The following is a 13,318-nucleotide window of genomic DNA, read 5'->3' on the forward strand; positions in this document are numbered from 1 at the left end:
GATAACCCAAAGGAATACAAGCCCATGGATCTGGCCAACCTCAGTGCCTTTATCGCCATTGCCGAAACCGGCAGTTTCTCCGGGGCGGCCGAACGCCTGTTCCTGACCCAGCCGGCCATCAGCAAACGCATCGCCGGCCTGGAGCAGCAACTGGGCGTGCGCCTGTTCGACCGCCTGGGTCGTGAGGTGACATTGACCGAGGCCGGGCGCGCCTTGCTGCCAAGGGCCTACCAGATACTCAATGTGCTCGATGATACCCGACGGGCCCTGACCAATTTGACCGGGGAAGTGAGCGGTCGCCTGACCCTGGCCACCAGCCATCACATCGGCCTGCACCGCCTGCCCCCACTGTTACGGGCATTCACCCGCCAGCACCCCGCCGTAGCGCTGGATATTCAGTTCATGGATTCGGAACAGGCCTACGATGAGATTCTGCATGGCCGCGCCGAAATTGCCGTGATCACCCTGGCCCCCGAGCCCCACCACCTGGTCAAGGCCGTGCCGGTGTGGGACGACGCCCTGGATTTCGTCGCCGCCCCCGAGCACCCACTGGCGAACGACCAGGCCGTCAGCCTGGCGGATGTCGCCCGCCACCCGGCGGTGTTCCCCGGCGGCAACACCTTTACCCACCATATCGTCCAGCGCCTGTTCGAAAGCCAGGGCCTGACGCCGAACATCGCCATGAGCACCAACTACCTGGAAACCATCAAGATGATGGTCTCGATCGGCCTGGCGTGGAGCGTGCTACCGCGCACCATGCTCGACGAACAGGTTGCACCCATCGCCTTGCCCGGCATACAGCTGTCGCGCCAGCTAGGCTACATTCTGCACACGGAGCGAACGCTGTCGAACGCAGCCAGGGCATTCATGGCACTGCTCGACAGCCACGCAGGGCCCGCCTGACCGGTAGTCAGCTCGGCATTTCCAAGTTCAAGGACGCGTCATTCGCCAAAGGTCTGGTACCGATGCCCAAATCAGCAAACCGCTTTTTGCGCCTGCCGCGCATACCGGCGGCCGACCCCCAGGAATCGGAGCAAGCCTGGCAGAATGCCCCACAACTGCTGGCCGCGCTCAACGGCGCGCGCCTGGGAGCCTGGCTGTGGGACATCGAAAGCGGCCGGGTAAGCTGGTCACGGGGTACCCAGGCCCTGTTCGGCTTCGACCCGCAGCGCCCGTTGCCGGCCGATGTCGACTACCTCGACCTGCTGCCCGAAGAAGACCGCGCCCGCACGCGCCAGGTGTTCCAGGCGGTGTTCAATGGCGAGCCGGTGGAGCAGGCGATGCGCCACCGCATCCGCTGGCCGGACGGCAGCCTGCACTGGCTGGAAATAAACGGCAGCCTCACCCTTGACCAGCATGGGCGGCCGCAGATGATCGGGGTAATCCGCGAAATCACCCGCCAGCGCGAGCGCGAAACCGCGCTGATCAATTCGGAAAAACGCTTCGCCACCCTGTTCCACCTGAGCCCCAACGCCATTTTGCTGACCCGTCGCCACGACGGCATGATCTTCGAGGTCAACCAGCACTTCGAGGACATGTTCGGCTGGCCCGGTAGCCAGGTGATCGGCAAGACCAGCCTGGAGCTCGGCCTGTGGGCCAACCCCGAGCAGCGCCATCAGGTGATTGAATCGACCCGCGCCAACAACGGCCCGCTGATCCTCGAAGTGCAGTTCCGCGCCTCCAGCGGCAAGGTACATGACGGGATCCTGTGCACCCAGGGCATCGAACTGGAAGGCGTGACATTCCTTATAAGCACCTTCGTCGACACCACCGAACGCAAGCGCGCCGAACAAGCCCTGAAGGACAGCCAGGAACGCCTTGACCTGGCCCTGGACTCGGCGCAACTCGGCACCTGGGACTGGCATATCCCCAGCGGCATGCTCTACGGCTCGGCGCGGGCTGCGCAGCTGCACGGCCTGCCGCCCATCCCGTTTCACGAATCGTTCGATGCCTTTTTCGAAGGGGTGCCCGAGGACGAGCGCAACTCGATGCGCCAGGCCTACCGCAGCCTGCGCGAAGGCCCGGCGGGCAACTACCAGATCACCTACCGGGTACAGCTGGAAAACGGCATATCGCGCTACATCGAAAGCCGCGCGCGGCTGTACCGTGACGACCAGGGCAACCCGCTGCGCATGGCCGGCACCCTGCTCGACATTACCGACCAGGTGGAACGCGAGCAGCGCCTGAGCGCCTCTGAAGAGAAATTCGCCAGCCTGTTCCAGGTCAGCCCCGACCCCATCTGCGTGACCCGCCAGGACACCGGCCAGTTCATCGAGATCAACCCGGCGTTCACCCAGACCTTCGGCTGGGCCACCGACCAGGTGATCGGCCGCACCGCCGAAGAAATCGGCCTGTGGGCCGAGTCCATCGAGCGCGCGCAACGCATCGAACGGGTCATCCGCGAGCAGGCCCTTAGCAACGTCGCCGTAGTGGTCAACCACCGCAACGGCGCGCCGCTGACCTGCGTGATTTCCAGCCGCCTGATCACCGTCGACGACCAGCCCTGCAGCGTCACCACCCTGCGCGACATCACCCAGCAGCAACGCGCCGAGGCGGCCCTGAAGTCCAGCGAGGAGAAGTTCGCCAAGGCCTTCCACTCCAGCCCCGACGCGATCACCATCACCGAACGCCACAGCGGCCGCTACCTGGAAATCAACGACGGTTTTTGCCGCCTGACCGGCTACAGCACCGCCGAGGTGGTCGGCCACACCGTGTACGAGCTCGGCATCTGGGCCGATGACAAGCAGCGCGCCGCCCTGCTCGGCGAATTGCGCGATCGCGGCCGGGTGCACCACCGCGAGATGCTTGGGCGCAACAAGCGCGGCGACATCCTGACCGTGGAGGTGTCGGTGGAGCCGATCACCCTCAACGAGATCGATTGCCTGCTGCTGACCGCCCGCGACGTAAGCCAGCTGAAGAATGCCCAGGCGCAGATACGCCACCTGGCCTACCATGACCCGCTGACCAACCTGCCCAACCGCGCCCTGCTGATGGACCGCCTGAGCCAACAGATCGCCCTGCTCAAGCGCCACAACCTGCGCGGTGCCCTGCTGTTCCTCGACCTCGACCACTTCAAGCACATCAACGACTCGCTGGGCCACCCGGTGGGCGACACGGTGTTGAAAATCATCACCGCACGGCTGGAGGCCAGCGTCCGCCTGGAAGACACTGTGGCGCGCCTGGGTGGCGATGAGTTCGTGGTACTGCTCAGCGGCCTGGAGGGCAGCCGCGAGTTGGTGGAAGAGAAAGTTCGCGAGCTGGCCGATACCCTGCGCGAACTGCTGGCCGAACCAATGACACTGGACGGCCAACGGCTACAGGTAACGCCCAGCATCGGTGTGGCGCTGATCCCCGACCATGGCACCACCCCGGCCGACCTGCTCAAACGCGCCGATATCGCCCTGTACCGGGCCAAGGACTCCGGGCGTAACACCACCCAGCTGTTCCACACCACCATGCAGAAGGCCGCCAGCGAGCGGCTGCGCATGGAAAACGACCTGCGCCTGGCCCTGGCCCGCGGTGAACTGGCGCTGCACTTTCAGCCACAGGTAGACGCCCGCGACAACCGCATCGTCGGCGCCGAGGTGCTGCTGCGCTGGCACCACCCGCAGCTGGGCCAGCAACCGCCAGGGCAGTTCATCCAGGTGCTCGAGGAAAGTGGCCTGATACTGGAAGTTGGCAGCTGGATCCTCGACGAAGCCTGCGATGCCTGCGCACGCATGCTCGCCGACGGGCTGATCGATGCCGATGATTTCAGCCTGTGCGTGAACATCAGCCCGCGGCAATTCCGCCAGAACGACTTTGTCGGCCGGGTGCTGCGCAGCCTGGACGACTACCGCCTGCCGCGGCAGATGCTGAAACTGGAAATTACCGAAGGCATCGTCATCCAGAACCTTGAGGACACCATCAGCAAGATGCGCGAGCTGAAGCGCTACGGGGTCAGTTTTGCCATGGATGACTTCGGCACCGGCTACTCCTCGCTCACCTACCTCAAGCGCCTGCCGGTGGATGCGCTGAAAATCGACCAGACCTTCGTCCGCGATGCGCCCATCGACCCCAACGACGCCGAGATCGTCCGCGCCATCGTCGCCATGGCCCGCAGCCTGGACCTGGCGGTCATTGCCGAAGGGGTCGAATTGACCGAGCAACTGGAGTTTCTCGAACAGCTGGGCTGCCACCTGTATCAAGGTTACCTGCACAGCCGGCCACTGCCGCTGCAGGAGTTTCGGCAGATGCTGATGGAGGCGCCGGCGGATTACTGATCACCACAGACGCAAAAAGGGCACCCGAAGGTGCCCTTTTTTTCACATCAGCGCGATCAGTTCAGCGCTGGCTTGTCGCCATTGATCGGGATGCGCTTGGCCTTGGCTTCTTCAGGCACGATGCGCAGCAGGTCGATGCTGAGCAGGCCATTGGCCAGGCCTGCGGCCTTGACTTCGATATGGTCGGCCAGGCGGAAAGACAGCTTGAAGGCGCGCTGGGCGATCCCCTGATGCAGGTAGGTCACTTCAGCGGCAGCATTTTCGCGCTTGCCACCGGTCACGGTCAGGACACCTTTTTCAACCTGCAGGTCGAGATCCTGCTCCTGGAAACCGGCTGCAGCAACCACGATACGGTAGTGGTCTTCGGCATGCTTTTCCACGTTGTAGGGCGGGTAGCTGCTACCGGCCTCGTTACGCGCTGCGGATTCGAACAGGTCGTTGAAACGGTCGAAACCAACAGAATGACGGAACAGTGGAGCGAGAGAGAAAGCGGTAGTCATGGTCATGAACTCCTGAGATTCAGCAAGTAAGTCATTACGCGACCCGACTTCGGCATCGCGCACTCAAGAGATATGGCCGAGAGAAATCCTTTCAAGGGGCAAGCAGAAAAAATCTGGATTATTGCTCTGGATTGGCCTTTCGCGGGTGAATCGGCCCGCTCAGGCTACACAGGCCTCGAAGGAAGGCGCATCCCCCCCCAACAACCGACTGATCCGCGCGCAATCATCTTCCCGGCGCAACTCGGCAAACAGCACCACCGCCTCGGGGTAACTACGGGTCAACATCGCCAGCCATTGCTTCATGCGCCCCGGCGCATAACGCGGCGAAAGCTTGTGCTGGGCCTGGCGCCAGAATTCGCGCAGCAACGGCAGCAGGTCATCCCAGCTCATCGGCTGATAATCCCGACCATCACTCGCCGCAGCAATCTGCAGGCCCAGGTCGGGGCGCGAGACCAGGCCACGGCCCAGCATGATGTCCTCGGCCCCACTGACCTCCCGGCAACGCCGCCAGTCATCCACGGTCCAGATCTCGCCATTGGCGAACACCGGCACCTTGACCACGTCCTGCACCCGCGCCACCCACTCCCAGTGTGCCGGTGGCTTGTAGCCCTCGACCTTGGTCCGCGCATGCACCACCAGGTGCGCAGAGCCACCTTCGGCCAGTGCCGTGGCACATTCCAGCGCGCCATCAGGGCTGTCGAAGCCCAGGCGCATTTTCGACGTCACCGGGATATGCGCGGGCACTGCCCGGCGCACTTCACGCACGATGGCGTGCAACAGCTCGGGCTCTTTCAGCAGCACCGCCCCACCGCGCGACTTGTTCACGGTCTTGGCCGGGCAACCGAAGTTCAGGTCGATCACCGGTGCGCCCAGCTGACAGGCCAGTGCGGCATTGTCGGCCAGGCACACCGGGTCCGAGCCCAGCAACTGCACGCGCATGGGCACCCCGGCGGCTGTGCGGGCGCCCCGCCGCAGCTCGGGCGCGAGCTTGTCGAACGAGGAAGGCGGCAGCAGGCGGTCGCACACGCGAATGAATTCGGTGACGCACCAGTCGATACCGCCCACGCGGGTCAGCACGTCGCGCAGGATGTTGTCGACCAGCCCCTCCATGGGGGCCAGGGCAATTTGCATGTCGGGGTCTCGGCGGAAAAAGCCGGCAGTCTAGCAAACATTGCCGGCGTTTCAGCCGCCGATCAGCGCCTGGCCGTAACCCTCGACAAATTCTGCCGGCATACGCTTGGGTTTGCCGCTGGACAATTCGATGCAGGCGAAGGTGGTCCGAGCCCGCAGCAGGGTAACGCCGTCACGCGGGCGCTTGAGCTGGAAGCGCCGGGTCATGCGCAGGCGCTGATCCCAGTCGATGATCCAGGTGGCCAATTGCAGCTCGTCATCTTCATAGCCGGCGGCCAGGTAGTCGATTTCGTGGCGCACAACGGCCATGGCCCGGTCCAGCCGGCGGTACGCGGCCAGGTCCAGGCCCAGGCGCTGGGAATGGCGCCAGGCGCAGCGTTCCAGCCAGGTCACGTAGACGGCGTTGTTGGCGTGGCCGAGGCCGTCGATATCCTCGCTGCCGACGCGCAGGTCGATGACGAAGGGTGTTGCCAGGTCCCAGCTCATGTTCGCTTCCTTGGCGCAAAATTGCGATTTAGCAGCGACCGGCAGGGGAAGTCCAGCCCTTGGATGGATTTACCGGGCTCATCAGGCGCTTTGCCGCGCTGGCGCACCCGCCCTGGCGAGCAATTCGAGCACGGCTTCACCCAGGCGCGGGTCGGCTAGCAGCCGTTGGTGGCCGCCCGCCTCCAACATCAACAGCCGGCTGTCGAACCAGGCCTTGTGAATGACCTGGGCTTCATCGGCAGCCACCAGGGCGTCATCGGCAGCGTGCACTACCAGCCCCGGAAGCTCCAGCTGGTAACCGGTAACATCCAGCCGCGCAACCTGCATGCCCACATCCCGCTCCACCTGGCGAATGAACGCAGCCCGTGCACGCGCCGGCAGCCCCAGGTGACGGGCAAACCCTCGCAACACCCCCAGCAACCGCGCCGGGCCCGCGATGCTCACCGCCGCCTCCGTGCGCAGGCCCATCTGCAAGGCCAGCAGCACGCTGGCAGCGCCCATCGAATGGCCAATGACCGCACGCAGCGGCGGCAACTCGGCGGCGGCCTCGAGCAGCGCCCTGGCAAACAGCACCACGTTGGCCTGCTCACCCGGCGAGCGACCATGCCCTGGCCCCTCCAGCGACACCACCGTGTGCCCGGCCTGGACCAGGGTTTCAATCAAGGCGGCGAACTGTGTGGGGCGGCCTTCCCAGCCGTGCATCAGCAGCACCGTCGGCCCCTGCCCCCAGCGTAATGCCGACAGGCCGAAGCGCAAGGTAATGCGCTCGGCACTTGCCTGCATGGGCAATTCCCAGTGCCGTGGCGGCAGGTTGCGCGGGGTCATGAAGGCACGGCGCATCTTGCCAGCGACGTGCTCGGGGGCCAGGCGGCCCAGGGTGCCATTGACGCCACGAATCCAGCTCAGGGTAGTCATTGCCATGCTCCAGGGTTACAGCACTGCCGATTTGGCGGCGCGCAGGATTCGGTCAGAAAGGTCGCTGGTGCCCAAGGCGCGGGCCAGGGCCAGCCCGCCGACCATGAGGGCCAGGTCGGCCAAGGCCTTGTCGGCATCCTCGGGGCGGTCGACCATGGCCGCTGCCATCAGCTCGATGTGCTCGGCCAGTACCTCACGGAAGGCTTCCGGCAGGCGCTGCATTTCTGCCAGTGAGTTCGGCAGCGGGCAGGCATGCACCTCGGCATCCCGGTGCTTGCGCGACAGGTAGAACGCACTGGCCAGCGCGCGCCGCCCGGCGCCATCGAGGCTGGGGTCGACCTGCGAAAGCAAGGCACGGCGCTCACCCAGCAGTTGGCTGAATGCTTCGAGCATCAGCTCGTCCTTGCTCTCGAAGTGGGCATAGAAGCCGCCAACCGTCAGGCCTGCCGCACCCATTACCTGGCTCACACTAGGCTCGGCCGGGCCATGCTGGATCAAGGCACTGCGCGCCGCCTCGAGGATGCGTTCGCGGGTTTTGCTCTTCTTGTCGCTCATGGGGCGGTCGCCGGGAAAAATATGATGATCGAAATATTATCCATATCATATTTTTTGGCAAGCAGATTTTCTCGCCGCCCGTCGGCAGCGGAATTTTCGCGAGGGAGAAAAACAAAAGGCCCATTCAATAAGCGAATGAGCCTTTAAAGTCCCGCAAAACGCGGGTAAACGTGGCGTCCCCTAGGGGACTCGAACCCCTGTTACCGCCGTGAAAGGGCGGTGTCCTAGGCCACTAGACGAAGGGGACGTAACCTTCGCGAAGATTCACTAACGTGAACCCTGGCAGAAATGGTGGAGCTAAGCGGGATCGAACCGCTGACCTCCTGCATGCCATGCAGGCGCTCTCCCAGCTGAGCTATAGCCCCGAAACAAAAGGCTCATCAATAATCGACGAGCCTTTCAAGCCCTGCAAAACGCAGGAAAAGTGGCGTCCCCTAGGGGACTCGAACCCCTGTTACCGCCGTGAAAGGGCGGTGTCCTAGGCCACTAGACGAAGGGGACGTAACCTTCGTGCCGGCTTGCTTACGCAAACCGCGGCAAAATTGGTGGAGCTAAGCGGGATCGAACCGCTGACCTCCTGCATGCCATGCAGGCGCTCTCCCAGCTGAGCTATAGCCCCGGATTTCTAGCCTCGCGGCCCAGCGACATAATGAAACATCGCTTGTGTAAAACTGGCGTCCCCTAGGGGACTCGAACCCCTGTTACCGCCGTGAAAGGGCGGTGTCCTAGGCCACTAGACGAAGGGGACGAACCTTCTTACCTTCAAGACCCGGTTGCTGGACCCGGTCTTGCTTGCCAGCCTGAGCTGCCAAGCGGAATTTGGTGGAGCTAAGCGGGATCGAACCGCTGACCTCCTGCATGCCATGCAGGCGCTCTCCCAGCTGAGCTATAGCCCCACAATGTCGCTTTGAACCGAATCGCTGGCTGGGTGCCTGGCGTTTCGTTTTCGTTCATCGCTGTGGACGGGGCGCATATTAAGATCGGATTGCACTGCTGTCAAACGAAATTTCGAAAATATTCAAAAGTTTTTTCACAGATAACAATCACTTACCGCCCTGTCCTAGTTTTTCCGGGTTTAGCTGGACCTGTGGAAGCGGGCGTGCCCGCGAATGCGATGGTAGATCAAACACCGCATTCGCGGGCACGCCCGCTCCCACAGGTCAGGTGCAAAGCTGAATCAGGCGATTGAGGCCAGCAGCTTTTCCCACTCTTTGTTTTCTTTCTTCGACACACCGCCCAGCAGGTCCAGCGCCTGGCGCAGGCGATAGCGGGTCAGGTCCGGGCCGAGGATTTCCATAGCGTCCAGTACCGACACCGAGCTGGCCTGGCCAGTAATGGCAGCGAACATCAGCGGCATGGCGTCGCGAAGCTTGAGCTCCAGCGCCTCGACCACAGCCTGGATGCAACCGGTGATACGCTCTTTTTCCCACTGGCGCAGGCTTTCGAGCTTCCACAGGATCAGCTGGATGACCTGGCGCACCTGGTCGGCAGACAGTTTCTTGCTTTCGAACAGCTTGGCGTCCAGCTTCAGCGCGCCTTCGAAGAAGAACCCGCCCAGCGGTGCGACCTGGCTGAAGGTTTCGACCCGGCCTTGTACATGCGGGGCAATCTTCATCATGTAGTCGCTGTTGAACGCCCACTTCTGCAGGCGCGTGGCGAACTCCTCGACCGGCAGCTCACGCAACCACTGGCCGTTAAGCCAGGACAGCTTCTCGATGTCGAAGATCGGCCCGCCCAGCGAGACGCGCGACAGGTCGAAGTGCTCGACCATCTCGGCCAGGGAGAACTTCTCGCGCTCGTCCGGCATCGACCAGCCCATGCGGCCCAGGTAGTTGAGCATCGCCTCGGGCATGAAGCCCATGCGCTCGTAGAACGTGACCGAAGTCGGGTTCTTGCGCTTGGACAGCTTGGACTTGTCCGGGTTGCGCAGCAGCGGCATGTAGCACAGCTTGGGCTGCTCCCAGCCGAAGTATTCGTACAGCTTGATCAGCTTGGGCGCCGATGGCAGCCACTCTTCGCCACGCAACACGTGGGTGATGCCCATCAGGTGGTCGTCGACCACGTTGGCCAGGAAGTACGTCGGCAGGCCGTCGTTCTTCATCAGCACCTGCATGTCCATGCGGTCCCACGGGATCTCGACGTCGCCACGCAGCATGTCAGGCACTACACACACGCCTTCGCTCGGCACTTTCATGCGGATCACGTGCGGCTCGCCAGCGGCCAGGCGGCGCTGCACTTCCTCGGCGCTCAGCAGCAGTGCGCGGCCGTCATAGCGAGGGGTTTCGCCGCGGGCTTGCTGTTCGGCGCGCATCTGCTCCAGTTCTTCGGCGGTGCAGAAACAGTAGAAGGCGTGGCCGGCGTCGACCAGCTGCTTGGCGTATTCGGCATAGATCGCGCCACGCTCGCTCTGCCGGTACGGGCCGTGCGGGCCGCCGACGTCCGGGCCTTCGTTCCATTCGATGCCGAGCCAGCGCAGGGCGTCGAAGATCTGCTGTTCCGATTCGCGCGTGGAGCGCAACTGGTCGGTGTCTTCGATGCGCAGGATGAACTCACCGCCGTGCTGCTTGGCAAAGCAGTAGTTGAACAGGGCGATGTAGGCAGTGCCGACATGGGGGTCGCCGGTAGGCGATGGCGCGATACGCGTGCGTACGGTGGTCATGGAGGGTCTCGAACGAAAGATGAAACAAAGGCGGGATGTTAGCAGGAGGCAGGCACCGGGCTCCAGCAATGGCGCGAACGTCACTTGTCGACGGGCCCTGCACCACTGTTAAATTTGCTTACATTTCTGCAACGATAGCCGCCATGCCTACCCAACTCAAACGCCGCCTGGCGATCTTTTTCACCTTGGTGGCCATCATCGCCCTCGCCTTTCTGGCCCACTGGTATTTCAAGGGCCGCTTCTACGAAGGCACCGACAACGCCTACGTGCAAGGCGAGATTACCCGCATTTCCAGCCAGCTGGGTGCCCGCATCGACACGGTGCCGGTCGAGGACAACCAGCACGTCGACAAAGGCGACTTGCTGGTGCGCCTGGAGGCCGCTGACTTCGAGCTGGCGATCGAACGCGCCCGCGCTGCCCTGGCTACCCGCGAGGCCGAACACGCCCAGGCGCAAAGCCGCCTGACCCAGCAGGGCAGCCTGATCGCTGCCGGCCAGGCCCAGGTGGCGGCCAACCAGGCCACCTTCGACCGCTCGCGCCTGGACCTGAGCCGCGCCGAAAAACTGCGCAAGCCAGGTTATGTCTCTGAAGAACGGGTCACCACTCTGTCGGCGGACAGCCACGTGGCCGGCTCCCAGGTCGACAAGGCCCGCGCCGACCTGCAAAGCCAGCGCCAGCAGGTGAACGCCCTGAACGCCGACCTCAAGCGCCTGGATGCGCAAATCGCCAACGCCCGCGCCGACCTGGCCCAGGCCGAGCTCAACCTGAGCCGCTGCGAGATCCGCGCGCCCATTAGCGGCACCATCGGCCAACGCAACGCCCGCAATGGCCAGGTGGTGCAGGCAGGTGCCTACCTGCTGTCGATCGTGCCGGACGAAGACATCTGGGTGCAGGCCAACTTCAAGGAAACCCAGATCGGCCATATGCAGCCCGGCCAGCGCGCCGAACTGGTATTCGACAGCTACCCGGACACCCCCGTCGAAGGTCGGGTCGACAGCCTGTTTGCCGCCTCAGGCGCGCAGTTCAGCCTGCTGCCGCCGGACAATGCCACCGGCAACTTCACCAAGGTGGTGCAGCGTATTCCGGTAAAACTGACCTTCACCGCCGACAACCCGCTGCGAGGGCGGATCCGCCCCGGCATGTCGGTCACCGCCACCGTCGACCTGCGCAGCGAAGACGAAGGCCCCCATGGCCGGTGACGCTTTGCTGCGGCCTGTTGCCGAGCCCAGCCGGCGCGACTGGATTGCGGTAATGAGCGTGATGCTTGGCGCCTTCATGGCAGTGCTGGACATCCAGATCACCAACTCGTCGCTAAAGGACATCCAGGGCGCGCTGTCGGCGACCCTGGAGGAAGGCTCGTGGATTTCCACCTCCTACCTTGTCGCGGAAATCATCATGATCCCGCTGACCGCCTGGCTGGTGCAGCTGCTGTCGGCGCGACGGCTCGCGGTGTGGGTCTCCGGCGGTTTCCTGCTTTCGTCACTGCTGTGTTCGATGGCCTGGAATTTGGAGAGCATGATCCTGTTCCGCGCCCTGCAGGGTTTTACCGGCGGCGCGCTGATCCCGTTGGCGTTTACCCTTACCCTGATCAAGCTGCCGGAACACCACCGCGCCAAAGGCATGGCCATGTTCGCCATGACCGCCACCTTCGCCCCCTCCATCGGCCCTACTCTAGGCGGCTGGCTCACCGAAAACTGGGGCTGGGAGTACATTTTCTATATCAACATTCCGCCGGGGCTGGTGATGATCGCCGGCCTGCTGTACGGGCTGGAGAAGAAAGAAGCGCATTGGGAACTGCTGAAAAGCACCGATTACGCGGGCATCCTCACCCTCGGGCTGGGCCTGGGCTGCCTGCAGGTATTTCTTGAGGAAGGCCACCGCAAGGACTGGCTGGAATCACACCTGATCGTCGGCCTGGGTAGCGTTGCGCTGGTCAGCCTGATCACCTTTGTCATCGTGCAGTTTTCCAAGCCGCATCCCCTGATCAACTTGCGCATCCTTGGCAACCGCAATTTCGGCCTGTCGAGCATCGCCAGCCTGGGCATGGGCGTCGGCCTGTACGGGTCGATCTACCTGCTACCGCTGTATCTGGCGCAGATCCAGGGCTACAACGCCTTGCAGATCGGCGAGGTGATCATGTGGATGGGCGTTCCCCAGCTGTTCCTGATCCCGCTGGTGCCGCAATTGATGAAGGTGATTTCACCCAAGGTGCTGTGTGCGCTGGGGTTCTGCCTGTTCGGCGCCGCCAGCTTCGGCTCGGGTGTACTCAACCCGGACTTTGCGGGGCCGCAGTTCAACCATATCCAGATCATCCGTGCGCTGGGCCAGCCGATGATCATGGTGACCATTTCGCTGATCGCCACGGCCTATATCCAGCCGCAGGATGCCGGCTCGGCTTCGAGCCTGTTCAATATCCTGCGCAACCTGGGTGGGGCGATTGGTATTGCCCTGCTGGCCACCCTGCTGGATGCGCGGACCAAGGTGTATTTCGATTACCTGAGGGAGTCGGTGGTGCCAAGCAACCCGCAGGTGGCGGAACGGTTGGCGCAACTGGCGGAGCGGCTGGGGAATGACAGTGCGGCGCTGGGCAAGTTGAGCGAGATTACCCACCAACAAGCGTTGATCATGGCTTACAACGATGCCTTCCACTTTGTCGGGATCGGGTTAGCAGTGAGCATGATAGCGGTGTTGATGACCCGCAAGTTGCCGCAGGGGTTGAAGGCTGGGGAAGCCCACTGAATTTTCGGTTGCCTGTAGCGGCCTCTTCGCTTGAGCGAGCGGGCTCGCCCGCGAAGAGGCCATTGCAGATA

General features: G+C 63.3%; 10 protein-coding genes and 6 tRNA genes. 4 read left to right on the forward strand and 12 right to left on the reverse strand.

The window, feature by feature from the left end; translation table 11 throughout:
• The first annotated feature begins 24 nt into the window (after window positions 1-24).
• Both AC5O5R_RS19730 and AC5O5R_RS19735 read left to right on the forward strand, forming a co-directional pair.
• Entirely contained in the window at window positions 25-903 is an 879-nt protein-coding gene (locus tag AC5O5R_RS19730; RefSeq protein WP_172218609.1) for a LysR family transcriptional regulator, read from the forward strand.
• A gap of 62 nt (window positions 904-965) precedes the next feature.
• Window positions 966-4,262 carry a PAS domain S-box protein gene (locus AC5O5R_RS19735; protein WP_172287679.1) on the forward strand — a complete coding sequence of 1,099 codons (3,297 nt, stop codon included), beginning with the start codon at window positions 966-968 and terminating at the stop codon, window positions 4,260-4,262.
• Window positions 4,263-4,318: 56 nt separating this feature from the next.
• Here AC5O5R_RS19735 and AC5O5R_RS19740 read toward each other — a convergent pair whose 3' ends face one another.
• From AC5O5R_RS19740 to gltX, 12 genes are all read right to left on the reverse strand, one after another.
• On the reverse strand, window positions 4,319-4,762 hold the full coding sequence (locus AC5O5R_RS19740; protein WP_172232658.1) for an Hsp20 family protein: 444 nt from the start codon (window positions 4,760-4,762) through the stop codon (window positions 4,319-4,321).
• A gap of 159 nt (window positions 4,763-4,921) precedes the next feature.
• Entirely contained in the window at window positions 4,922-5,893 is a 972-nt protein-coding gene (locus AC5O5R_RS19745; RefSeq protein ID WP_172228044.1) for a tRNA dihydrouridine synthase, read from the reverse strand.
• A 51-nt stretch (window positions 5,894-5,944) separates the two neighbouring features.
• Window positions 5,945-6,379: an acyl-CoA thioesterase gene (locus AC5O5R_RS19750; RefSeq protein WP_172228045.1), complete on the reverse strand. Its 435-nt coding sequence runs from the start codon at window positions 6,377-6,379 to the stop codon at window positions 5,945-5,947.
• Between the two features lie 81 nt (window positions 6,380-6,460).
• Window positions 6,461-7,294: an alpha/beta fold hydrolase gene (locus AC5O5R_RS19755; protein ID WP_172228046.1), complete on the reverse strand. Its 834-nt coding sequence runs from the start codon at window positions 7,292-7,294 to the stop codon at window positions 6,461-6,463.
• Between the two features lie 15 nt (window positions 7,295-7,309).
• Complete coding sequence (locus AC5O5R_RS19760) at window positions 7,310-7,849, reverse strand: TetR/AcrR family transcriptional regulator (RefSeq protein ID WP_172228047.1); 540 nt, start codon at window positions 7,847-7,849, stop codon at window positions 7,310-7,312.
• A 171-nt stretch (window positions 7,850-8,020) separates the two neighbouring features.
• Window positions 8,021-8,096: transfer RNA gene (locus AC5O5R_RS19765), tRNA-Glu, on the reverse strand.
• A gap of 42 nt (window positions 8,097-8,138) precedes the next feature.
• A tRNA-Ala gene (locus tag AC5O5R_RS19770) sits at window positions 8,139-8,214 on the reverse strand.
• A gap of 60 nt (window positions 8,215-8,274) precedes the next feature.
• Window positions 8,275-8,350, reverse strand: a tRNA-Glu gene (locus AC5O5R_RS19775).
• Between the two features lie 42 nt (window positions 8,351-8,392).
• A tRNA-Ala gene (locus AC5O5R_RS19780) sits at window positions 8,393-8,468 on the reverse strand.
• 53 nt (window positions 8,469-8,521) lie between these two features.
• Window positions 8,522-8,597, reverse strand: a tRNA-Glu gene (locus tag AC5O5R_RS19785).
• Window positions 8,598-8,669: 72 nt separating this feature from the next.
• Window positions 8,670-8,745: transfer RNA gene (locus tag AC5O5R_RS19790), tRNA-Ala, on the reverse strand.
• Window positions 8,746-9,026: 281 nt separating this feature from the next.
• A complete protein-coding gene (gene gltX, locus AC5O5R_RS19795) occupies window positions 9,027-10,508 on the reverse strand; it encodes a glutamate--tRNA ligase (protein WP_172228048.1) in 1,482 nt (493 codons plus the stop codon).
• 143 nt (window positions 10,509-10,651) lie between these two features.
• Between gltX and AC5O5R_RS19800 the strand changes: the two genes are divergently transcribed.
• Both AC5O5R_RS19800 and AC5O5R_RS19805 read left to right on the forward strand, forming a co-directional pair.
• Window positions 10,652-11,707, forward strand: a complete 1,056-nt coding sequence (locus AC5O5R_RS19800) for an HlyD family secretion protein (RefSeq protein ID WP_172228049.1) — start codon at window positions 10,652-10,654, stop codon at window positions 11,705-11,707.
• Window positions 11,697-13,247 carry an MDR family MFS transporter gene (locus AC5O5R_RS19805; RefSeq protein ID WP_172228050.1) on the forward strand — a complete coding sequence of 517 codons (1,551 nt, stop codon included), beginning with the start codon at window positions 11,697-11,699 and terminating at the stop codon, window positions 13,245-13,247. The genes AC5O5R_RS19800 and AC5O5R_RS19805 overlap by 11 nt, the downstream gene beginning before the upstream one ends.
• Window positions 13,248-13,318: the final 71 nt, after the last annotated feature.

This window comes from Pseudomonas sp. 8_5_2 (genome assembly GCF_059295255.1).